The following is a 20923-nucleotide window of genomic DNA, read 5'->3' as shown; positions in this document are numbered from 1 at the left end:
CGGGGCAACCCGGGCTTTTTCATAAAGGGAAACCATGAAGATTTTCGGTTTTGAAATCAAACGGGCCTTACGCCCGATTGCCGGCACCGGCCGCTACGGCGTGCGCGAACCGTTTACCGGCGCTTGGCAGCAAGGCTTGGAATTGAAGGACACCGACGGCCTGCTGCGTGTGGCCGCCGTCTATGCCTGCGTTTCCCGGATTGCCGCCGACATCAGCAAACTGGGCATCAAACTGGTGAAGCAGCAAGGCACCGTCTTCACCGAAGCGAACAACCACCCGGCAGCGGCACTGCTGAAACGGCCCAACCATTTTCAGAACGGCAAGCAGTTTTTTGAACAATGGCTGATTAGCCGCCTGTTGTACGGCAACACCTACATTTTGAAAAAGGCCGATGCCGCCGGCGCAGTGCAGTCTTTGCATGTCCTAGACCCGCGCACGGTAAAGCTGCTGGTGGCGGACGACGGCAGCATTTTCTACCAGACCGCCGCCGACCAGTTGGCCGGCGTGGCCGACGGAGCGGTTTATCCGGCGCGCCAAGTGATTCACGACCGGGGCGACTGCCTGTTTCATCCGCTTATCGGTGTTTCCCCGTTGTTTGCCTGCGCGGCGTCCGGCACCTTGGCCGGCAATGCCCAAGCCCAAAGCGGGGCCTTCTTTGCCAATGCGTCCCGCCCGGGCGGCCTGATTGTGGCGCCCGAGAATATCGCCGAAGCGGAAGCAAAACGCTTGGCCGACTATTTCAACAGCCATTTCACCGGCGCGAACAGCGGCAAAGTGGCGGCGTTCGGTGGCGGTTTGAAGTTCGAGCCTTTGGGCATGTCGGCCGTGGACGCCGAACTAATCGAGCAGTTGAAATGGAGCGTGGCCGATATTGCCCGCGCTTTCAAGGTGCCGCTGCACAAGATTGATGAAAGCGTGCCCATCACCGCCGGCAACAGTGTGGAAGCCATCAATCTGAATTACTACCAAGACTGCTTGCAATCCTATATGGAAGCAATCGAAACCTGCTTGGACGACGGGCTAAACCTGAGCGACGGCCATCATACAGAGTTTGACGTTCAAAACCTGCTGCGCATGGATTCCGCCGCGCGGGTGGCGGCGAATGTGGAACTGGTGAAAGCCGGGATTAAATCACCGAATGAAGCCCGCGCCGACGAGAACCTGCCGCCGGTGGCCGGTGGCGAATCGCCGATGATTCAGCAGCAGAATTACAGCTTGGCCGCCTTGGCCCAGCGCGACGCCCCCAAAGAAACCCTGAACGAACCGGCACCGACAGAGGCGACGACATGAAATTCATCACTGTGGAAGAACTGAAGCTGTGGGCGCGGATTGACGAGGACGGCGAACCGGACAGCTTTTTTGAGGCCCTAATTGAAGCGGCAAGTGCAGTGGTACTCGACCATATCGGCAAACCCGAGCATATCGGCTGGGATTTGAAGAAACCCGCCACCATGCCGAAGCAGGTAAAGCAGGCTGTCTGTTTGGCCGCTGCGGCGCTGTATGCCGACCGTGAGAACGGCAACCCCTTAACCCCGGCCGTGCGTGCCATTTTGATGCCTTTGCGGAGCCTGCCCTATGCCTAAGCTGAAAGCCGGCCGCCTGCGCCACCGCATCACCATCAAGCGCACCCTGCCGGGCGGGCAAGACCCGGACACCGGCTACCTGCTGCCCGGCACCACCGAGCAGAAAACCGTCTGGGCCGAAGTGGTGCCCTTATCCGGGCAGGAATTTATTGCCGCTGCGGCCACGCAATCGAATATCAGCGTGCGTATGACGATCAGGCCCACCCGAATCAGCACGCAAGACACCGTGACCCACCGGGGTAAAGGCTACAACGTGCGAGCGGTGTTACCCGACCCGGACAGCGGCCGCGAGTATTACACCCTGCTATGTGAGGCAATCGAATGACGACCGTAAAAATCGAAGGTGCCGACAAGTTGCTGAAATTGTTGCAGGAGCTGCCGAAAGAGCTGACCCAAAACAAACGCGGCGGCGTGGCGGCCAAATCCCTACGCAAAGGGGCGAATGTGATTCTGAAAGAGGAGCGGCGGACGCTGGCGCGAGCGATTCAGATAAACGGTGACGATTCCACCGGCTTGCTGCTGAAGAATCTGAAGGTCCGGCGGAAGAAGTACGATGGCAAAGGCGAGCACATGACTATTGGTGTGGGCAATAAACGTTATCCCGACACCCCCGGGCGCAAAGACCGCACCACCCGCCTGAACGGCCAGCGCTTGGAGTATGGCACGAGCCAACAAAAAGCAACGCCGTGGGTGCGCCCGGCCTTTGAGGCAAAGGCGGAAGAAGCGATTCAAACCACGGTTCAGTCACTCAGTAACGACTTGGATCACTTGGCAAGAAAGCATCTGAAATAATGCAAGCATCCGTTTTTAAAACTCTGAATACACCGGATATACAGGCCTTGGTGGGCAAAGCCCCGGCCAGAATCTATCCGTTTGGTACCGCTAAACAGGGCACTGCTAAGCCGTATATCGTCTTTCAGACGGTGGCCGTCACGCCCTATAACGTGCTACCGAAAGCACCGACTCTTGACCGCCATTTGGTTCAGATAGATGTTTATGCCGACACCGCCCCGGTAGCCGACCGATTAGCGGCTTTGGTGCGGAGTACTTTGGATCAGGCGCGGCATCACAACGAAATCACTTTGCAGACTTTCGAGCGTGATACCGGGCTATACCGTTATTCGTTTAATGCCACATTCATCAACAGCCGCATATAGCGGCATTTTTTATGGAGTAATCGCCATGTCTAATGCAGTTTTATCCCAAGGCACCGAGCTGTTCGCTCTGGTAAACCGCGAAATCGTTAAGTGCGAATGCACCGCCAGCATCACCGGCGTTGGCAGCGGCACGAAAACCGAGATCGACATCACCACTTTGAAAGAACGGGTAGCCAAACAGTACGCCTCCGGCCTTGAAGAACCGGCAACTTTGAGCATTCCCTACAAGATGCTGAATTTCAAAGACCACAAGGTATTTGAAAACTTGAAGAAATCAGGTGCGACGGTGAAATGGTGTATCGCTTTGTCCGACGGTACCAATCCACCTACTGCCAGCGACGATGATCTGACCGCTCCCACGGAACGGACGAGTGTCATTTTCTCCGGCTTCGTAGCGGAAAACAGCATTGAATTTGCAGAGAACGATGTGGTGAAAGGTACCCTATCGATCAAACGCAGCGGCGGCGAAACTTGGAACCATAAGGCGTAATCATGAATCTGGATCAATCCCTATTTGCAAAAGCAGAAGTCGTCAGCCGCGAAATCGAATTGCCGGACGGCAGCAAGCAGACGTTCTATTTCAAACCGCTATCCGGTGCAGATTATGCCCTTACCCTGTCGGCATTCATTGGCGCCGGGATGGAAGCAACCCACCGCGCCGACTTGTATTCCGTAGCCATTGTGAAATCACTCTGCAATGCCGACGGCACGCAATTCAATCCCGACGGCTCCCCGCTGCTGACTTTGGAAAAAGCCAAGGCACTGAAGCCGGCCGTCTTTACCAAGTTCTGGAATGCGGTCTTTGAATTGAATTTCACGGAGCCGGACAGCCCGGATCAGGCAAAGAAATAAGCGGCGATGAATATTTGTGGCATACGCTGGCCTTGCGTTTGGGGGCGACAGTTTCCGAACTGAAGGCGCGTATGTCACAAAACGAATTTAAACGGTGGGCTGTGTATTTTGAGCGATACCCGTTTGATGACTTTCACCTGACTGTGCTGCCCGCCGCCATACAAATCAGTGCCAGCACAGGCCGGCCGTTGGACGAAATCATCAAAATTCTGACCGGGCTACCTGAACGGAAAGCACTCCCAGAAGAGCCGCCTCCTTCGACACCCGAACAAATCGACATGAGTATTTTCCAGGCGTTCGGCACCGTTCCGCCCAAATCGTTTACCCAAAGAGACAGATAGATGGCACAAGGCAGCATTATCATTGACCTGCTGTTGAAAACAGGCAGCTTTGAAACCGATACCCGAAAGGCCGCCGGCAACTGGAAAAGGCTGGAGAACAGCATTACATCCGGCGCAGCCAGCTTGGCGAAGGCAGCCGGTTTCAGCACGCTTACCATAGGCGGCCTGGTTACGACGGTCGGCACTTGGGCACACAGCATGGCGCGGGCGGGAACGGAAATCCACCGCCTTTCCCTGATTGCCAACAGTTCGACCAGAGACTTCCAGCAATGGGCCTATGCCACCAAATCAGTCGGCATACAGCAGGACAAGCTGGCGGATATTCTCAAAGACGTCAACGACAAGGTAGGGGAATTTCTCTCTACCGGCGGCGGGGAAATGAAAGATTTCTTCGAAAACATTGCGCCCAAAATAGGCGTGACCGCCGAACAATTCCGCAAGCTATCCGGCCCGCAAGCCTTGCAGCTGTATTACGACAGCCTGCAGAAAGCCGGCCTCAGCCAGAAGCAGGTAACATTCTACATGGAGGCGTTGGCCAACGATGCCACCGCCCTATCGCCTTTGCTGGCCGACAACGGGAAAGAGCTGCAACGTCTGGCCGCAGAAGCAGAACATCTCGGTGTGGTGATGGATGATAAAGCCATTGCCGCTTCTGCCGAATTTTCCGCCCAATTGGACAAGCTTACCGATATGGCCCGTGGCCTTTCGGTACAACTGGCCAACGATGCCCTGTCGATGTTGAATGCCGTTGCAGGCGAGTTTCTCAACGCCGACAAAGAAGCCGGCAATATGCACGGCACCTTGAAAGATTTGGCCGTCGACAACTCGTTTAAAAACTGGCTGCGTGAAGCCCTGCTGATGCTGGCGACCACTGCCGACGAGCTGGTGCGCATCAAAGGCTTGGTGATGGGTGTAATCGGCAGCTTTCAGGTAGCCTATGCCGATATCCGCTATGCCAGTGCTTGGACTAATGCCAAGCTGACGACAGGCAACCGTTCCCCCGAGGATCAGGCCATTGCCGATGCCGTTTTGGTAGGCGCGGAAGCCAACCGGAACCGAACCATCCGTCAAGCCAATTCACAATATGACCTATTCCTGAACGGCTTGGGTGAACAATCCCACTACAACCGGGTAAAGCGGGCTTTGGATGGGGCCGAGGCGCAAACCGCAGTCAGTCAGGCTAATTTGCGTTTGGCAAACGAAGTCCGCAACAGCGGCCAGACTTTTGAAAAGCTGAGCAGCACTGCCGCGAACACGGCAAGAAGCCTGGAAGATTCCATTGAGCGCTACCGGCGTCAGCTGCGTATCAAGCCAGGGGCGGAATCGGCCGGCCGGGCAGAGCTGGGCACTTATGCCATGGCGAAAGCATTGCAGGACATGCTGGGTAACGACCTGCTCCGCTTCGGTGCTTTACGGGATAACTCCCACCGCGGCGTCCGCAGTAAGCACAATGAAGGTTTGGCATTCGATGCGACACCCGCCCCGGGCCTTACCAGCGAACAGCGCCGGGAAATCCCCCGTATTGTGAGCGAGCGCCTGAAGGCATTGGGCTTTGAGCCGGGCAAAGATTTCAGAATGCACTTTGAAGTCAAAGGCCAGCGCAATGCCAACGGCAGCGTTTCGAGTGCAGACCACTGGCATTTTCAGTGGCAAAACAAAGGTGCGGCCGACAGATTTGCCAATATGGCCGGCGGAGGCAATGCGAACTACGAAATCAATGCGGCACAAGAGCAATTGAAGCTGCTGGAAGAGCAAGAGCGCCTACGCCAGCGGATTGCCGAGCAGGTGCAAGATTACATCTACAATCAGCAGGAAACCGTCAAGCTTTTAGGCGTGGAGACTGAGGCGGCCAAGCTTCAGGCACAAATCGAGCTGGGCGCCCATGCCGACAAAACCGAAGCACAGCAAAAAGCCATGATGCTTGCGGCCCAACAGCGCGATGAAGCCGAAAAGCTGTTTGAGGAAACCGAGAAATACAAAAACTTGGTGGAAGCCATCACCGGAAGCCGGGCGATACAGGATTATCTGGAAAATATCGCCATGATCCGCAAGGCTTGGGAAGAAGGGAAAATCAGCTTGGAACAATACCGGCTTGCCTTGTCCCGCATTGAAGTTCCCGAGCAGCTGAAAAATCCCGATGATCTGATGGGCGGCATAAATGACGGCATTGCCCAGTTTGTCAAAAACACCGGCACCTTGCGCGACAATATTGCCAGCTTTACCGAGAACACATTCAGCACGGTGGCCGACAATTTGGCCGCCTTGGCAACCGGCGCGAAGGTTTCCTTCCGGGAGATGGCAGTCAGCATTTTGGCCGACCTGGCGAAAATCTATATCCGCATGGCGATGGTAAAGCTAGTCAGCAGCGTAGCGGGCGACTTTGCCGATGGCGGTGCGGTGCAGAAATTGGCCGGCGGCGGGGCTGTGTTTGGCGCAGGTACCAGTCGGAGCGACTCCATCCCTGCCCTGTTATCCAATGGCGAGTTTGTCGTAAACGCCCAAGCAACCGCCCGCAATCGGCCCTTGCTGGAAGCGTTGAACCGCAACCGTTACGCTTCCGGCGGGATGGTGGGTGGCAGCACTGCTTCAGGTAGCCCAGTTTCCAAAGGCGGGCAAGTCAATCACATTACGATCAATATTCAAACCAACAGTGATGATCCGAAAGCGATCGGCGATGAAGTCCAATCGTCAGTAGCACAGGCGATGATAAGCATTGCCAGACGGGAAGCCCAACAGGTGATGATCGAAGGTGTGCGCCACGGCGGAATCATTAACGAAGCAATGAAGAGGTGAGTATGACGGACAAAAAGACATTTACTTGGGACGTGGCCTACAAGCCGAGAGGGAAAACCAAATACGAAATCCGGGTGGTAAAATTCGGAGACGGCTACGAGCAGCGGCAGCAGATCGGCCTGGCTGCACCGTTGAATACCTGGGACGTCAGCCTGAAGGCAGACCTGAACGTCATTCAGGACGTGAAAGAATTTCTCGACGAACACCGCAGCGTTCACTCTTTCCGCTGGCAAAATCCCTTTGGCAAAAGCGTCCTGGTGGTTGCAGACGAACTGGAAACCGAGCACATAGAAGGCGACTATTGGCAGGTGCGTTGTTCGTTCCGTGAAGTCCGCGCTTGATGAATAGGTATAATTTTAGGTATAAATTTTGCAGCAGAAAAAGAAAAACCCCTTGAATTTCAAGGGGCTCATTCTTTTATCTGGCGGAGAGGAAGGGATTCGAACCCTCGATACGCTATTCACGTATACACGCTTTCCAGGCGTGCGACTTCAACCACTCATCCACCTCTCCGTTGAGGTAAGGGCCGCGATTATAATGAGATTGGTACCTGCTGGCAACCGTTCTATCAGGATTTTGCCGTACATCCAACCGAAGGCCAGTTTATTCCTTCAATTGTCTGCATATTTTCCCGACTGGCGGGAGTCAACGGGGCGATCAATTTTGTCGCAGTCAAACCGTAAATTGCAGCAGCGTGCGGCCACCAACGGTTGCCTGCGTGCTCCATAAAACGCCAATGGTGATGATGTTCCACCGGCGGCACGTATAACATAAAGCGGCCCGTACTTAGGGAAAAGCCTGCAGATTGCAGCAAACGCTTGGTTTGTGACAGAGAAAGCGCTTCTCGAAACAGTGGCTTGGTCCGACCGAAACGCCACAAAGAATAAGGATTAAAGCCGCTGAGCAACAACTGGCCATAGGGTTGCAAGACCCGGAAGCACTCCGCCAGTAGAATATCGTGTTCCCGATATAAATCCAAACCATGGGGCAAGAACAAGATATAGATGGAATGATCGGCAAAAGGCAGCTGGGGCAGTGCGGCAACAATATGCCCATCATTCTCCTGGGGGGCAACGCGGCAAGCCTCTGCCGGCCACCACTCCTTAACGGCGCTCAGCGTCAAGGCAACGCTGAGTTTGCCTTGGCAATGCGGCCATTGGGCGTGGAAAAAATCCCTTTCGGCGGCAGCTGCATAACGGCCCAAGCCATCCTGATGCAGCCATCGTGCCAACTCATGTTCCGATTTCATGGGCCATTCTGCCTTTTCCTGATTTATCATATGGCTATTATGCGTAAATCCCGCCTAAACGTCCTACTTCGGCTTGACACCTTTATTCTAGAAGAAGTACTATCCCGCAGATTTTATTCAAGATACTGAATGCTGCCGTTTTTCAGGTAGCCTTCCGCCGTACAACTCCATCTCTGCGGTTTGCGGCAAGCATCTGCTGTTTCGCTGTATTGGCTGTATTTAAAGAAAACCTCATGACCCAACTCAAACTTCTAACCTTGGCTTTATTGGGCCTCGGTCTGCCGGCCACCGCCGTTTCCCAAACTCACTCCCCCGAAAAAATCGCTTCCGCCATGATGAACCTGAATGCCTCGGCTTTGCGCAGCCAGACGGCAGGAGCGGAGCTCAGCCACAATAATTTATGGAGCCGTATGCGGCGCGACTTCCGCATGAGCGAAGTGAACCCGGAAATCGTCCGCCGGCACGAAAACTATTTCGCCACCCGCAGCGCCTATTTCAACCGCACCATCGAACGCAGCCGCCCTTATCTTTACCACATTCTGTCGGAAGTGGAAAAGCGCAATATGCCGGCGGAAATCGCCTTGCTGCCGTTTATTGAAAGCGCCTTCGTTACCAAAGCCCGCTCGCACGTGGGCGCTTCCGGCTTGTGGCAGTTTATGCCGGCCACCGGCCGCCAATACGGTTTGGCACAGAATAATCTGTATGACGCCCGCCACGATATCGACGCCTCAACCAATGCCGCATTGAATTATTTGGAATACCTCCACCGCATGTTCGGCGACTGGTCTCTGGCTTTGGCCGCCTACAACTGGGGCGAAGGCAACGTCAGCCGCGCCATCAACCGTGCCCGCAGCCAGGGCTTGGAGCCGGTATATGAAAACCTGCGCATGCCCAACGAAACCCGCAATTACGTGCCCAAACTGTTGGCCGTGCGTAATCTGGTGAACAACCCGCAAGGTTTCGGCCTTACCCTTTCCCACATCGAAAACAAACCTTATTTCCAAGCGGTAACCGTCAGCAACCCGATGGACATCAACGCCATCACCCGCTTGGCCAACATCAGCCACGCCGAATTCGAGGCCCTTAACCCCAGTGCCAAAGTGCCGGTCTTCCTGCCCGAAAACGGCCGCCGCAAACTGCTGTTGCCCGTCGGCGCAGTAAACGCTTTCGAACAAAACCTGCGCAGCGCGCCCAACGAGGCCCTGCTCTCTTACGATATCCTGCACACCGACGGCCATACCACCCTAAGCGATATTGCCGACCGCACCGGCATGAGCATATCGGATTTACGCCGCACCAACGGCTTGAGCCGCAACAATGTGCGCGCCGGCAGCCGGATCTTGGTGGCCAGAAACACCAGCACCGCCGCCCGCTTGGTGAGCGACAGCGGAGCAGACGATCCGCTCGGCGGCCTGATCCGCCAAACCGCCGCAGCCGAACCTATGACCGCACCATCGAGCAGCAACCGCATTCAGGTAGCCCGTGCCGATGCTGCGCCGTCCCGCCCGGTAGTAGAAACACGCCCGGCTGCACCGTTGGCCACAGTGGTTGCTGCCCGTCCGGAGCGCATGGAGACCGCCCGCCCCGTGATTCAGCAGGCTGCGGTGGAGAATCAAGTGGCTGCGCCGGCCAATGCCATTATCCAAACCACCCGCCAAGAAGCGCCTCAAGCTCAAGCAACGTGGGCGGCGGATAGCACGGCCGGTCAGGAGCCTGATCCTTTGATGGCTTTGGCGAATACCTCGGCTGCTTCCAATCCGGCACCGGCGGATGCCGCCGCCTTGGTGCAGGCTTCCTTGGCGCAAAGCGGCGCTGAAGAAAACCGCCGTCAGGCCGCCGCGCGTGCCGCTGCCGAACGTCAAACCCGTCAAGAAGCGCAACCGAACCGTCAGGCCCGCCAGCAAGCCGCCGCCACCCACCGTGTGGCATCCGGCGATACCTTGCATTCGATCGCCCGCCGCTACCACATCAGCACCGCCGAACTGCGCCAGCTGAACCGCTTAAACGGCAACAGCATCCGCACGGGACAAGTGCTGAAAGTGGCCGGCAACGGCCAAGCCCAGTCGGCCCGCAACAATGGCGCTTCCCGCCAGGCGGCAAACAACCGCAATGCAAACAGCCGTCAGCGTCAAACATCTTATACCGTACGCAGCGGCGATACCCTGCAATCCATCGCTCGCCGCCACAATGTTTCGGTAAACGATCTGAAACGCGCCAACAATCTGCGCAACAACACCGTCCGCCCCGGTCAGAAACTGCGCGTGACCACCGGCGCATAAGCCTGAGACCTTTGCAAAACCCCCAGATGTGGATGCAGTTCAAGGCGTAGCAGCACAGCGAGCGTGAACGTAAGGAATCCCTGTGGGAAAGACATATCATGGAGATAGGCAAGCGAGCGAGCAGTACCCATAAGGCATAAACGCACAACGCAGAAATGCGCCGCAGATGGGGGTTTTGCAAAGGTCTCAGCCCGCTTATCCGGCCTGACCAAAGCAAAGGCTACCTGAAACGGTTTCAGATAGCCTTTGCTTTGGTGAATCAAGTTTGGCGCGGTGCTTTATTTCAAAGGCTCCATGCCCATCACTTCCATCAGGAAGTTGGTAAATGCCGGGTTGGTGGGTTTGTTTTGCATATTCGGCCAACGCTGCTGCCAACCGCGCAGGGCATTTTGCACAAATGTTTTGGATTGTGCGGAAGTGATTCTGCCTTGCTGGCTTTGTACGGCGGAGCGCAGATAAATTTCATACATATCGTCATCCACCATATTGCGGCCCACCAAATTGATGCGGAAGCGGTTGAGCTGTTGCGCCGCTTGCGCCTTGGTTATTCGGCCGCGGCTGACTTCATAGCCCAAACGGGTGGCTTCGTTGCGGATTTTGGAAACATCGCTCCAATGCGTGGGCGCTAAAGTGTAGCCGGCACTGTGCTGTTGAGTACGGCTGCCGCCAGCTTTTGGTAATGACCATGTGTCACAGCCGCTCAAAACGGCGGCCACCAATAAGAGGGGAAGGTATTTTTTCATGATGGTGTTGGGATAAGGTATTGGATTAAGGACGGGCCCATTGCAGGAGCCCTGGGCGGCAAGTGTAAACAAATTCTACGCAATTTGCCAGTTTTTGAGCAAAGTGGCGGATTTTCTTCCGCCGCTGGCAACGCAGGCGGCCGACAATCTGCATCTGTACCGTCAAATTTTTGCTTGGCCGCCTGCCGGAGCGAACACACGCTTACACGGCTTTGGAGAAATGGAAACAGTCCGCCACATAACCGTGGACATAATAAAACTTGTGTGCCCGCGTACGGAACGTGCCGGAATCCAAAGACACATGGCGGCAGCCGTGTTGGCGGGCCAAATCTTCGCAATAGTGCAGAATCTGCGCGCCGATTTGCCCGCCGCGGCGGTTTTCCGCCACCACCAAATCTTCTAAAAAGAATAGTTTGTGCTGGTAGGTATTGTGGTGCATACGGTATAGTGCCAACCCGACCGGGCGGGCAGCCGCATCGCGCACCAGCAGCAGGCGGGCGCGATCGGCCATCACCCGCTGCATTTGCTCGAAGTAGCCGTCAAAAGTGTGAAAATGCGGCCGAAAATTTTGATGGATCGGGAAAAATTCCCGTATCTGGTTTTCGGCCGCCATCAAATCCTGTTCGTTATCGATGGCGGTATAGACCAAACCGGTCATGGTTGTCTCCGTTTTTGTGCGGGCTACCTGAAAAGCGGCATCATGCTGCCGCCGTTTCAGGTAGCCCGATGGTATGGAATCCTGTCCGGCTCAGCCGGAGAAAGGCAAATCATGAGTGTAAAAGCCTTTTTGGCTGCCCGCAATATCGAATTCAGCTTACGCCGCTACGGCGTGGATGCGCTCAACTTCATGGCCTTGGGCCTGTTCAGCTCCCTGATTGTTGGATTAATTTTAAAAACCGTCGGCGGCTGGGCCGGGTTGCCGTGGCTGGTGGAAGTCGGCACCCAGGCGCAGGGGGCGATGGGTGCGGCCATCGGGGCCGGCGTGGCTTATGCCCTGAAAGCCCCGCCGCTGGTTTTGCTCGCCAGCGTGGCCACCGGCACCGCCGGTGCCGCTTTGGGCGGGCCGGTGGGCTGTTTTCTGGCCGCTGCCGCCGGAGCGGAAACCGGCAAACTGCTCAGCAAAACCACACCGATAGACATCATCGTCACCCCGGCCGTTACCCTGCTGGCCGGCATCGCCGTCGCCCAATTTGTCGGCCCCGCCGTCTCTGCACTGATGACGCAAACCGGCGCCCTGATTATGTGGGCGGTGGAGTTGCAGCCGTTTTTGATGAGCATTGTGGTGGCCGTTTTGATGGGGCTGATTCTCACCCTGCCGATTTCCAGCGCCGCGATTGCCATTTCGCTCTCGCTCAGCGGGCTGGCTGCCGGCGCCGCCACCGTGGGCTGCTGTGCGCAGATGGTGGGCTTTGCCGTGATGGGCTTTAAAGAAAACCGTTGGGCCGGCCTGCTCAGCCAGGGTTTGGGCACCAGTATGCTGCAGATGCCCAATATCATGAAAAACCCGAAAATCTGGATTCCGCCCACCCTGGCCGGCGCCCTGTTGGCCCCGCTGGCCACTTTAGGCTTCCAAATGGCCAATATTCCCTCCGGCGCCGGCATGGGCACCAGCGGTTTGGTGGGCCAGGTCGGCACCCTCAACGCCATGGGCCATGCGCCTCTGGTGTGGGCCGGCATCGTGCTGCTGCACTTCGTGCTGCCCGCCCTGCTCACGCTCGCCATCGCTTGGCCGATGCGCAAAAAGGGCTGGATCAAAGACGGCGATTTGAAACTCGATGTTTAGGCGCGCCGCCAGCAAGTGCTGCGGCGGTATCGGCATTCGAAACCGCCACGCAAGCTTTGCGACAACACGCCTTAAAGCCTTATTCTCCGTTATAATACCGCCCCGTTTCAGGTAGCCTTTAGGCTACCTGAAAACCGTTTGCCTTCCATTTTGCTTATTCCGAAAGACTTTATGAGCACCAAACGCGTTCTCACCGGCGTTACCACCACCGGCATCCCCCACTTGGGCAACTACGTCGGTGCCATCCGCCCCGCCATCCGCGCCAGCCGAAGCGACGACACCGAATCCTTCCTGTTTCTGGCCGACTACCACGGCATCATCAAATGCCACGACCCGGCCCTGATTCACGAATCCACCCAAGCCGTGGCCGCCACCTGGCTCGCCTGCGGCCTTGATCCCGAGCGCACCACCTTCTACCGCCAAAGCGACATCCCCGAAATTCTGGAACTCAACTGGATTCTCACCTGCATTACCGCCAAAGGCCTGATGAACCGCGCCCACGCCTACAAAGCCGCCGTGCAGGACAACCTCGACAAAGGCCAGGAAGACCAAGACCACCAAATCGAAATGGGCCTCTATAGCTACCCCATTCTGATGACGGCCGACATCCTCATGTTCAACGCCCACGATGTGCCCGTGGGGCGCGACCAAATCCAGCACGTCGAAATGGCGCGCGACATCGCCGGCCGTTTCAACCACCGCTTCGAAGAGCTGTTCACCCTGCCCGAAGCGAAAATCGACGATCAGGTGGAAACCCTGGTCGGCCTCGACGGCCGCAAAATGAGCAAAAGCTACGGCAACACCATCCCGCTGTGGGAAAACGACAAGAAAACCCAGAAATCGGTGAACAAAATCATCACCAACCTCAAAGAGCCCGGCGAGGCCAAATTCCCCGGCGAAAGCCCGCTGTTCGAGATCTACCAAGCCTTCGCCAGCGCCGAAGAAAGCGCCGCCTTCACCCAAATGCTGGCCGAGGGCCTGGCGTGGGGCGAGGCCAAAAAAATGCTGGCCGCCAAAATCAACCAAGAGCTGGCCGAGCCGCGCGAACGCTATCAGGAGCTGACCGCCCGCCCCGACCGCATCGAGGAGATTCTGCAAGCCGGTGCGGCCAAAGCCCGCCGCGAGGCCCGTCCGCTGCTGGACAAAGTGCGCGCCGCCGTCGGCATCCGCGCCTTGACATAACACGCCGGCGGGCTTTCAGGTAGCCCGCCGCTTTTTTGCCATGACCCGCTCCGAACGCCTGCTCAACCTGCTGCAACTGCTGCGCAACCACCGTCTTCCCGTTACCGCCGAAACATTGGCGCACACGCTTGGCGTGAGCGTGCGCACCGTCTATCGCGACATCGACACCCTGTGCCGCCAGGGCGCCGACATCCGCGGCGAGGCGGGTGTGGGTTTTGTGTTGCACAAAGATTTTCTGCTGCCGCCGCTTGCCTTTAACGAAAACGAAATCGAAGCACTGGTGCTCGGCATGCGCTGGGTGTTGGCCTATACCGACCACACACTGGCGCAGGATGCCCAATCCGTATTGGCGAAAGTCCAATCCGTATTGCCCGAAAACATGGCGCATGTGTTGGACAGCCAGGCCCTGTTTCCCGTCAGCGCCCATACGGAATACAGCGAACACGAGCAGCATGTTCTCAACACTGTGCGCGCCGCCATCCGCGGCAACCGCAAACTCGAATTCGACTACACCGACGCCCAAGGCCGCCCGAGCCGCCGCACCGTGTGGCCGTTTTCCGTCGGCTATTTCGACAGCGCCCGGCTGGTATCGGCCTGGTGCGAATTGCGGCAGGATTTCCGCCATTTCCGCCCCGACCGTATCGCCAATCCCGTCATCGGCACGCTCTATCCCACCCCGCGCATGCTCTTGCTGCAGGAATGGCGGCGGCAGGAAGACATCGACCTTGCGCCCTTCGGCTTTTAGCGTAAACGCCCTCCCGACTGATTGCAGCACAGGCCATCAGGCTACCTGAAAACCTGCTGACAAAAACTGACACCGCCCGCGCGTACACTCTCCCTACCGATTCACCGTTTGGAGAAAAACATGAAAGACCTCGTCCTTTACACCGCCCCCCAATCGCGCGGCAGCACAGTTTTGTGGATGCTTGAAGAATGCGGCGCCGATTACGATACCGTGGTGTTGTCTTACGACAGCGTCAAATCTGCCGATTATCTTGCCGTCAACCCCATGGGCAAAGTGCCCGCCCTGAAGCACAAAGGTGCAGTGCTCACCGAAACTGCCGCCATTCTTAGCTATCTGGCCGAACAGTTTCCCGACAAAAAGCTGATTCCCGCCGCCGGCAGCGAAGCGCGCGGCCAGTATTACCGCTGGCTGTTTTTCCTCATCCATCTCGAGTATGCCGGCGTGGACAAAAGGCGCGGCTTGGAAAACGATGCCAACATCCGCCGCGCCATCGGCTACGGCGACTTCGACACTGCCGTCCACACCTTGCGCGAACATCTTACCGGCCGCAACCATATGGTCGGCCACCACTTTACCGCGCTCGACCTCTATTGCACCGGCCTCTTGGATTGGATGCTCAACGGCACCGGCGTCCTGCCCGCCGATCCCGTATTCACCCGCTATATCGCCCTTCACCGCGCCCGCCCCGCCGCTGTCTGTTGACCATCGGCAGCCCCTAACCTTGACAACGCTTTCAGGCTACCTGAAAGCGTTTTTTGTTTTCAGGTAGCCTGAGGGCGGATTTGAATCGTGTTAGAATCCCGCCCGATTTCAATTTAGACATCTGCCGTCATCCGTCTTTTCCGAAAGCGTCCTATGAAATTTTTTGCCGTTTCCCGTTCTTATGCCGCAAAGAAAAAATGGCGGGCGGCAAGAAACCAAGGGTATTTGCTGGCGGGTCTGTTGCTGCTGGTCAAACCATTACATGCCGAAATCATCGCAACCGTTCCGGCGCAACAATTAAGTTTTCAAATCGAGCATCTGATATTTTCAGAACACGATATTCCCCCTGCCGAAAGGCAGCATTACCGAATCCGAAATCTTTCCTATGCGGATGACACCCAGCCCCAGCCCTCCCGGACGGAAACGGTTCATATCAGCGATCAGGTATTTTTTTCGGAGCAAGACATTGCTTCAGTGAAGCCCGAATTTGATGGTAGGGAATTTGCCGTAGATGTTCATCTGCAAGAAACGGCCGTCGAGCCGTTTGCACAATTTACCCGTACCCATCTCGGCTCCCGTATTGCCTTAATGGACCACTTCTCAGGCTTGCTGTTCAGCGCACCGATTATCCAAACCGAAATCAATGGTGGGCGTTTACGCATCTCCAGCGGCTTAACCACCCTGCAAGATGCTGAAAATTTTGCGGCCCATCTTAAAAATCATTTGGAAATCCGCCTGCTGCATGAACATGGCAGGCTACCTGAAAACTTCAACACCGTCACACTGGCTAGCTTTCCCCTGCAAGCGGCCGGACAGATTCAAGCGTGGACGCATCCTGCTTGGCGTTTCAGCCAAGATGACGCGGAAAGCTTGATCATCAGCCGCCGACCCAGCACCGGCAGAATGCAATCGCTTTCGCCTGATTATTATGAAGCGGTGATCGTCTTGAAAGAGGAGGCTGCCCAAAGATGGAGCCGGCTGCCCGAAACAACATTTTATTTATTGGATAAAGAAAACCGCCTGACCGGGCACACCATTCCCCGAGTCGGCGGAAAAACCCTGTATATCGACTTATTTCATTTTGAAGAACAAGTGGAACATCTTTTGTGGCAATTGAAACGTCACCCTTGATTCAGGAGATATTGCTCACTCATAAGGACCAAAACGGCCTAGCCGAAAGCACTTTCAGACACTCTGAAACGCTTTTGCTCCATGTTAGAATCGCGACCGATTTCAATTGAAACATCTGTTTTCAGGTAGCCTTCCTCCAACAGCTGAAAAGCGCCAACCAAATTGACCGTATCAACCCTCATGACCACACCCCAATACAGCGAATCCAGCATCACCGTCCTCAAAGGCTTGGAGCCGGTAAAAGAACGGCCGGGCATGTACACCCGCACCGACAGCCCCACCCACATCTGCCAAGAAGTGATCGACAACGCCGCCGACGAAGCGCTCGGCGGTTTTGCCGATGAAATCAAAGTGGAAATCCATGAAGACGGCTCGCTTTCCGTGCGCGACAACGGGCGCGGCATTCCGGTGGGGCTGCATCCGGTGGAAGGTTTGCCGGTGGTGGAGCTGGTGTTCACCCAGTTGCATGCGGGCGGCAAGTTCAACAAGAAAAGCGGCGACGGCGCCTATGCCTTTTCCGGCGGCCTGCACGGGGTGGGCGTGTCGGTTACCAACGCGCTGTCCAAACGGCTCGAAGTGACCGTGAAGCGCGAAGGCAAAATCCACCGCATCGTGTTTGCGGGCGGCGCGGTGGTGGAGCCGCTGGCCGAAGTCGGCAAATGTGCGGTGAAAGACAGCGGCACCGAAGTGCGCGTGTGGCCGGACGGCAAATATTTTGAAAGCCCGCAATACAGCATCGCCGAGCTGGAGCGCCTGTTGCGCGCCAAAGCCGTGCTGCTGCCGGGCGTTACCGTGTCGCTCACCCGTCCCGTCAAAGGCCAACCCGAGCCGCACATGCAGACATGGCATTACCCCAACGGCCTGAAAAGCTATCTGCTCGACTTAATCAGCGAGGCGCAGGAAGCCGTGCCGGTGTTCGCTTCGGAAAACTATCTTTCAGACGGCCACGACAGCGATTTCAGCGCGGGCGAAGGCGCGGCGTTTGCGCTCACTTGGCTGGAGGAAGGTTCGTGCAACAGCGAAAGCTATGTCAACCTGATTCCCACCCCGCTCGGCGGCACGCACGAAGCCGGTTTGAAACAAGCCGTGTTCCAAGCGGTGAACAACTTCATCAACCACCACAACCTGCTACCGCGCGGCGTGAAAGTGCAGAGCGACGACGTGTTCGGCCGCGTGGCATTCGTGTTATCCGCCCGCGTGCTCGACCCGCAATTCCAAGGCCAAACCAAAGACAAACTCACCAACCGCGACGCGCTCAAGCTCGTCGCCGCCGTGTCGGGCGACCCGCTGGAATTGTGGCTCAACCAAAACGTCGAAGCCGGTAAAAAAATTGCCGAACTCGCCATCAAGCAGGCGCAGGCGCGGATGCGTTCGGTGAAAAAAATCGAGAAGAAAAAAGGCAGCGGCGTGGCCGTGCTGCCCGGCAAGCTCACCGATTGCGAAAGCGAAGACATCCGCGAAAACGAACTCTTCTTAGTAGAGGGCGACTCGGCGGGCGGTTCGGCCAAACTCGCGCGCGACAAAGCCACCCAAGCCATTTTGCCCTTGCGCGGCAAAGTGTTGAACAGCTTTGAAGTGCATCCAGACCAACTGTTCGGCAATGCCGAAATCCACGACATCGCCGTCGCCATCGGCGTTGACCCGCACGGCGCGAACGACAACCCCGATTTAAGCGGCCTGCGCTACGGCAAAATCGCCATCCTTTCCGATGCCGATGTGGACGGCTCGCACATCCAAGTGCTGCTGCTCACCCTGTTTTACCGCCACTTCCCCAAACTGGTTTCAGACGGCCACATCTATGTCGCCCAGCCGCCGCTGTTCCGCGTGGACGTGAACGCGCAAGGCAAAAGCAAACCCGCACGCAAATTCTACGCACTCGATCAGGGCGAGTTGGACGGCATTTTGGAGCGGCTGCAAAAAGAAGGCGTGAAAGAAACCGCCTATTCCATCAGCCGCTTCAAAGGCTTGGGCGAAATGAACCCCGACCAGCTCAAAGACACCACCATGCACCCCGACACCCGCCGCCTGTTGCAGGTGCAGATTCCCGAAACGGCGCACGAACACACCCACAGCATCTTCGTCAAACTGATGGGCAAAGGCGAAGCCGCCAGCCGCCGCGCGTGGATGGAGGCCGAGGGCGATACGGTGCGGGTGGATATCTGATGGTAGGCTACCTGAAAGATGCTGGAAACATGGGGAAACCGTGCCTTTTGTTTTCAGGTAGCCATTGGTTGATCCACTGAAATAAGAAGCTTGTGTCAGAAAACCCGTATGCTTACCGTCCAAGCAGCAACTCCACTCAAATAGGGGTTTTTGCCCGCTTTTACCCGACCGCCGGCCACGGCGCGGGGTGTTTTCCGTATAATCGCCGCCGTTTGCTTTTAACGGCCGTTTCGTTTTCAGGTAGCCTGATGTTCACCAAAATCTTCAAACCGTTTCTGTTCCTGCTTTGCCTCTGTTCGGCCTTTCACACCGCCCACGCGGTGGATGCCTCCGAGCTGCTGCCTGCCGATCAGGCCTTCCGCCCCACGGTGTTTGCCAATGCCGACCATTTGGAGCTGAATTTCCAAATTGCCGAGGGTTATTATTTGTATCAGGCCAAAATCGAAGCCGAAACCGAGCCGGCCGGCTTGTTGTCCGCCCCGCGTTTTGAGGGCGGTCAGGAAAAAGAAGACGAGTTTTTCGGCAAGCAGACGGTGTTCTACCGCCAAGCGCAAAGCTGGGTGGATTACACGGGCACGCCGCCCGCCACCTACCGCCTCACCCTGCACTATCAGGGTTGCGCCGATGTGGGCGTCTGCTACCCGCCGGTCAGCAAAACTTTTGATATTCAGGGTGAAGGCGTGTACGGTGACACCGCGGCACCCGCCGGCGGCAACCAGCGCTTCGCCCCCGACAGCCGCCCTGCCCTGACGCCGGCGCCTTCCGCCGTGCCTGCGGAGAAAAGCCCGTTTTCCCTTTCGCGAGACACGCTCGGCGCCAATTTATTGGCGTTTTTTGTTTTCGGCATCGGCTTGAGCTTTACCGCCTGTATGTATCCGCTACTGCCCATCGTATCGGGCATCATCGTCGGCGACCGCAGCGCTTCCAAAGGCCGCGGCTTCCTGCTGTCGTTTATTTATGTACAGGGTTTGGCCCTCACTTATACCTTGGTCGGCGTGGCGGCCGGCCTCACCGGCGCCCTGCTCACCGTGTGGCTGCAGCAGCCGTGGGTGGTGCTGTCGGCAGCGGCTTTGATGGTGGTGCTGGCCTTGGGCATGTTTGACGTCTTCACCATCCAACTGCCGAGCCGTCTGCAAAGCTATTTCCAAAACCAGAGCAATAAATTATCGGGTGGCAAAGCAGCGTCGGTGTTTGTTATGGGCATGCTGTCGGCACTGATCGTTGGCCCCTGCGTGGCGCCGCCGCTGGCGGTGGCCTTGGGCTATATCGGCCAAACCGGCGACGCCGCACTCGGCGGGCTGGCTTTGTACAGCCTGGCTCTGGGCACCGGTGTGCCGCTGATGCTGGTGGGCACCTTCGGCGGCCACATTCTGCCGCGTGCGGACGACTGGATGAACGGCATCAAATATGCCTTCGGCGTGATTTTGCTGGCCGTTGCCGTTTATCTGGCGACACCGTTTTTGCCTTATCCGCTGGTGGCGGTACTCTATTCGCTGCTGTTGGTGATTCCCGGCGGCCTGCTGCTGGCCCGCTGGCGCCGGCAAGTGCCGGCCGTGAAACCGGTGGCGCTCGGCTTGGGCGCGGCCCTGCTGACCTTGGGTGTGTTTTTTGCGGTACAAAGCGGCCGTATGCAGCCCACTTTCCTCCACCACGCCCTGACCCTGTTTCCGCCTAAAACCGCGGCCGACCAGCTGCCGCACCGCATCTTTAGCGAACCGGATCAGCTGGCAGCGGCCATGCGCGAAACGCTGGCCGACGGCAAGCCGGTGTTACTCGATTTTTATGCCGACTGGTGTGTGAGCTGCAAAGAAATGGAAGCCAAAACCTTCAACCAGCCCGAAGTGCAAACCGCCGTGCCGTTAGAGCGCCTCTTCCAAATCGACCTCACCGACAACACGGCCGCGCATCAGGCGATGTTGAAAGAATACGGTTTGGTGGGGCCGCCCGGCCTATTGGTGATTTATCCCGACGGGCGGCGCAGCGATGTATTAATCGGTTTTGCCGCACCGGAGGAATTTATCCGCTGGTATCGAGCCAGGCAGCAATAAGCCTGCGGTCATCCCCACCCATATGTTTACGGCACAAGGAGCGCACCTTGTGCCGTTTTTTCGCCCTTGGCATCTACGTTGACCCAAAATATCTTGAAATTTTGCGTTTGCTCAAACAAGCCTCAGATTCTTCCCCATACCGCCTGCCGCCAAATTGCTTGCTTGCCGGGA

The 20923-nt window shown here is 57.0% G+C and carries 21 protein-coding genes, 1 tRNA gene and 1 pseudogene; 18 read left to right on the top strand and 5 right to left on the bottom strand.

Annotated elements, in window-relative coordinates; all coding sequences use genetic code 11:
- The first annotated feature begins 34 nt into the window (after positions 1 to 34).
- From H3L94_RS04950 to H3L94_RS04905, 10 genes are all read left to right on the top strand, one after another.
- Positions 35 to 1291 carry a phage portal protein gene (locus H3L94_RS04950; protein WP_182122911.1) on the top strand — a complete coding sequence of 419 codons (1257 nt, stop codon included), beginning with the start codon at positions 35 to 37 and terminating at the stop codon, positions 1289 to 1291.
- Positions 1288 to 1584, top strand: coding sequence for a head-tail connector protein (locus tag H3L94_RS04945; protein ID WP_182122910.1), 297 nt, complete (start codon positions 1288 to 1290; stop codon positions 1582 to 1584). Before H3L94_RS04950 ends, H3L94_RS04945 begins: the two co-directional genes overlap by 4 nt.
- The gene (locus H3L94_RS04940) at positions 1577 to 1909 is read left to right on the top strand and encodes a phage head closure protein (RefSeq protein ID WP_220457324.1); all 333 of its coding nucleotides are present in this window, start codon (positions 1577 to 1579) and stop codon (positions 1907 to 1909) included. Before H3L94_RS04945 ends, H3L94_RS04940 begins: the two co-directional genes overlap by 8 nt.
- On the top strand, positions 1906 to 2376 hold the full coding sequence (locus H3L94_RS04935) for an HK97-gp10 family putative phage morphogenesis protein (RefSeq protein WP_182122909.1): 471 nt from the start codon (positions 1906 to 1908) through the stop codon (positions 2374 to 2376). The genes H3L94_RS04940 and H3L94_RS04935 overlap by 4 nt, the downstream gene beginning before the upstream one ends.
- On the top strand, positions 2376 to 2741 hold the full coding sequence (locus H3L94_RS04930) for a DUF3168 domain-containing protein (RefSeq protein WP_182122908.1): 366 nt from the start codon (positions 2376 to 2378) through the stop codon (positions 2739 to 2741). The genes H3L94_RS04935 and H3L94_RS04930 overlap by 1 nt, the downstream gene beginning before the upstream one ends.
- A gap of 25 nt (positions 2742 to 2766) precedes the next feature.
- Positions 2767 to 3231, top strand: coding sequence for a phage tail tube protein (locus H3L94_RS04925; protein ID WP_182122907.1), 465 nt, complete (start codon positions 2767 to 2769; stop codon positions 3229 to 3231).
- 2 nt (positions 3232 to 3233) lie between these two features.
- Positions 3234 to 3593 carry a hypothetical protein gene (locus H3L94_RS04920; RefSeq protein WP_182122906.1) on the top strand — a complete coding sequence of 120 codons (360 nt, stop codon included), beginning with the start codon at positions 3234 to 3236 and terminating at the stop codon, positions 3591 to 3593.
- Positions 3594 to 3664: 71 nt separating this feature from the next.
- Positions 3665 to 3934: a hypothetical protein gene (locus H3L94_RS04915; RefSeq protein ID WP_182122905.1), complete on the top strand. Its 270-nt coding sequence runs from the start codon at positions 3665 to 3667 to the stop codon at positions 3932 to 3934.
- A 123-nt stretch (positions 3935 to 4057) separates the two neighbouring features.
- Positions 4058 to 6727 (top strand): phage tail tape measure C-terminal domain-containing protein, encoded by a 2670-nt coding sequence (locus H3L94_RS04910; RefSeq protein WP_182122904.1) that lies wholly within the window; start codon positions 4058 to 4060, stop codon positions 6725 to 6727.
- Between the two features lie 2 nt (positions 6728 to 6729).
- On the top strand, positions 6730 to 7068 hold the full coding sequence (locus H3L94_RS04905) for a phage tail protein (RefSeq protein WP_182122903.1): 339 nt from the start codon (positions 6730 to 6732) through the stop codon (positions 7066 to 7068).
- A gap of 81 nt (positions 7069 to 7149) precedes the next feature.
- Here the strand turns inward: H3L94_RS04905 and H3L94_RS04900 are convergent.
- Together H3L94_RS04900 and H3L94_RS04895 are read right to left on the bottom strand one after the other, a co-directional pair.
- Positions 7150 to 7240: transfer RNA gene (locus H3L94_RS04900), tRNA-Ser, on the bottom strand.
- Between the two features lie 55 nt (positions 7241 to 7295).
- The gene (locus tag H3L94_RS04895; RefSeq protein WP_182122902.1) at positions 7296 to 7976 is read right to left on the bottom strand and encodes a class I SAM-dependent methyltransferase; all 681 of its coding nucleotides are present in this window, start codon (positions 7974 to 7976) and stop codon (positions 7296 to 7298) included.
- A gap of 233 nt (positions 7977 to 8209) precedes the next feature.
- Between H3L94_RS04895 and H3L94_RS04890 the strand changes: the two genes are divergently transcribed.
- Positions 8210 to 10255 (top strand): LysM peptidoglycan-binding domain-containing protein, encoded by a 2046-nt coding sequence (locus H3L94_RS04890; RefSeq protein ID WP_182122901.1) that lies wholly within the window; start codon positions 8210 to 8212, stop codon positions 10253 to 10255.
- On the opposite strand, the pseudogene H3L94_RS12405 reads toward H3L94_RS04890, so the two are convergent.
- From H3L94_RS12405 to H3L94_RS04880, 3 genes and pseudogenes are all read right to left on the bottom strand, one after another.
- Positions 10225 to 10436: pseudogene (locus H3L94_RS12405) on the bottom strand (ATP-dependent exonuclease). The gene H3L94_RS04890 and the pseudogene H3L94_RS12405 overlap by 31 nt on opposite strands.
- 97 nt (positions 10437 to 10533) lie before the next feature.
- Positions 10534 to 10998, bottom strand: a complete 465-nt coding sequence (locus H3L94_RS04885; protein WP_182122900.1) for a prokaryotic membrane lipolipid attachment site family protein — start codon at positions 10996 to 10998, stop codon at positions 10534 to 10536.
- Positions 10999 to 11200: 202 nt separating this feature from the next.
- Positions 11201 to 11656, bottom strand: a complete 456-nt coding sequence (locus tag H3L94_RS04880) for a GNAT family N-acetyltransferase (protein ID WP_182122899.1) — start codon at positions 11654 to 11656, stop codon at positions 11201 to 11203.
- Between the two features lie 111 nt (positions 11657 to 11767).
- Here H3L94_RS04880 and H3L94_RS04875 point away from each other — a divergent pair, with 111 nt between their 5' ends.
- The 7 genes from H3L94_RS04875 (at position 11768) to dsbD (ending at position 20752) form a co-directional block, all read left to right on the top strand.
- On the top strand, positions 11768 to 12781 hold the full coding sequence (locus tag H3L94_RS04875) for a PTS sugar transporter subunit IIC (RefSeq protein WP_182122898.1): 1014 nt from the start codon (positions 11768 to 11770) through the stop codon (positions 12779 to 12781).
- 171 nt (positions 12782 to 12952) lie between these two features.
- Positions 12953 to 13963: a tryptophan--tRNA ligase gene (gene trpS, locus H3L94_RS04870; protein WP_009117963.1), complete on the top strand. Its 1011-nt coding sequence runs from the start codon at positions 12953 to 12955 to the stop codon at positions 13961 to 13963.
- Between the two features lie 40 nt (positions 13964 to 14003).
- Positions 14004 to 14708 carry a helix-turn-helix transcriptional regulator gene (locus tag H3L94_RS04865; protein ID WP_182122897.1) on the top strand — a complete coding sequence of 235 codons (705 nt, stop codon included), beginning with the start codon at positions 14004 to 14006 and terminating at the stop codon, positions 14706 to 14708.
- A 120-nt stretch (positions 14709 to 14828) separates the two neighbouring features.
- A complete protein-coding gene (locus H3L94_RS04860; protein ID WP_182122896.1) occupies positions 14829 to 15410 on the top strand; it encodes a glutathione S-transferase family protein in 582 nt (193 codons plus the stop codon).
- Between the two features lie 153 nt (positions 15411 to 15563).
- Complete coding sequence (locus tag H3L94_RS04855; RefSeq protein WP_182122895.1) at positions 15564 to 16541, top strand: SecDF P1 head subdomain-containing protein; 978 nt, start codon at positions 15564 to 15566, stop codon at positions 16539 to 16541.
- Between the two features lie 180 nt (positions 16542 to 16721).
- On the top strand, positions 16722 to 18704 hold the full coding sequence (locus tag H3L94_RS04850; protein ID WP_182122894.1) for a DNA topoisomerase IV subunit B: 1983 nt from the start codon (positions 16722 to 16724) through the stop codon (positions 18702 to 18704).
- Positions 18705 to 18952: 248 nt separating this feature from the next.
- Complete coding sequence (dsbD, locus tag H3L94_RS04845; RefSeq protein ID WP_182122893.1) at positions 18953 to 20752, top strand: protein-disulfide reductase DsbD; 1800 nt, start codon at positions 18953 to 18955, stop codon at positions 20750 to 20752.
- Positions 20753 to 20923: the final 171 nt, after the last annotated feature.

It is taken from the genome of Neisseria shayeganii (genome assembly GCF_014054965.1).
Lineage (GTDB): Bacteria > Pseudomonadota > Gammaproteobacteria > Burkholderiales > Neisseriaceae > Eikenella > Eikenella shayeganii.
The sequence above is the reverse complement of the archived record's forward strand: the minus strand, read 5'-3'. Positions and strand labels throughout refer to the sequence as shown.

Excerpts from the sequence above, each read along its gene's own strand:
- H3L94_RS04950 (WP_182122911.1), top strand. The coding sequence starts at position 35 with ATGAAGATTTTCGGTTTTGAAATCAAACGGGCCTTACGCCCGATTGCC.
- H3L94_RS04945 (WP_182122910.1), top strand. The coding sequence starts at position 1,288 with ATGAAATTCATCACTGTGGAAGAACTGAAGCTGTGGGCGCGGATTGAC.
- H3L94_RS04940 (WP_220457324.1), top strand. The coding sequence starts at position 1,577 with ATGCCTAAGCTGAAAGCCGGCCGCCTGCGCCACCGCATCACCATCAAG.
- H3L94_RS04935 (WP_182122909.1), top strand. The coding sequence starts at position 1,906 with ATGACGACCGTAAAAATCGAAGGTGCCGACAAGTTGCTGAAATTGTTG.
- H3L94_RS04930 (WP_182122908.1), top strand. The coding sequence starts at position 2,376 with ATGCAAGCATCCGTTTTTAAAACTCTGAATACACCGGATATACAGGCC.
- H3L94_RS04925 (WP_182122907.1), top strand. The coding sequence starts at position 2,767 with ATGTCTAATGCAGTTTTATCCCAAGGCACCGAGCTGTTCGCTCTGGTA.
- H3L94_RS04920 (WP_182122906.1), top strand. The coding sequence starts at position 3,234 with ATGAATCTGGATCAATCCCTATTTGCAAAAGCAGAAGTCGTCAGCCGC.
- H3L94_RS04915 (WP_182122905.1), top strand. The coding sequence starts at position 3,665 with ATGTCACAAAACGAATTTAAACGGTGGGCTGTGTATTTTGAGCGATAC.
- H3L94_RS04905 (WP_182122903.1), top strand. The coding sequence starts at position 6,730 with ATGACGGACAAAAAGACATTTACTTGGGACGTGGCCTACAAGCCGAGA.
- H3L94_RS04895 (WP_182122902.1), bottom strand. The coding sequence starts at position 7,976 with ATGAAATCGGAACATGAGTTGGCACGATGGCTGCATCAGGATGGCTTG.
- H3L94_RS04890 (WP_182122901.1), top strand. The coding sequence starts at position 8,210 with ATGACCCAACTCAAACTTCTAACCTTGGCTTTATTGGGCCTCGGTCTG.
- H3L94_RS04885 (WP_182122900.1), bottom strand. The coding sequence starts at position 10,998 with ATGAAAAAATACCTTCCCCTCTTATTGGTGGCCGCCGTTTTGAGCGGC.
- H3L94_RS04880 (WP_182122899.1), bottom strand. The coding sequence starts at position 11,656 with ATGACCGGTTTGGTCTATACCGCCATCGATAACGAACAGGATTTGATG.
- H3L94_RS04875 (WP_182122898.1), top strand. The coding sequence starts at position 11,768 with ATGAGTGTAAAAGCCTTTTTGGCTGCCCGCAATATCGAATTCAGCTTA.
- trpS (WP_009117963.1), top strand. The coding sequence starts at position 12,953 with ATGAGCACCAAACGCGTTCTCACCGGCGTTACCACCACCGGCATCCCC.
- H3L94_RS04865 (WP_182122897.1), top strand. The coding sequence starts at position 14,004 with ATGACCCGCTCCGAACGCCTGCTCAACCTGCTGCAACTGCTGCGCAAC.
- H3L94_RS04860 (WP_182122896.1), top strand. The coding sequence starts at position 14,829 with ATGAAAGACCTCGTCCTTTACACCGCCCCCCAATCGCGCGGCAGCACA.
- H3L94_RS04855 (WP_182122895.1), top strand. The coding sequence starts at position 15,564 with ATGAAATTTTTTGCCGTTTCCCGTTCTTATGCCGCAAAGAAAAAATGG.
- H3L94_RS04850 (WP_182122894.1), top strand. The coding sequence starts at position 16,722 with ATGACCACACCCCAATACAGCGAATCCAGCATCACCGTCCTCAAAGGC.
- dsbD (WP_182122893.1), top strand. The coding sequence starts at position 18,953 with ATGTTCACCAAAATCTTCAAACCGTTTCTGTTCCTGCTTTGCCTCTGT.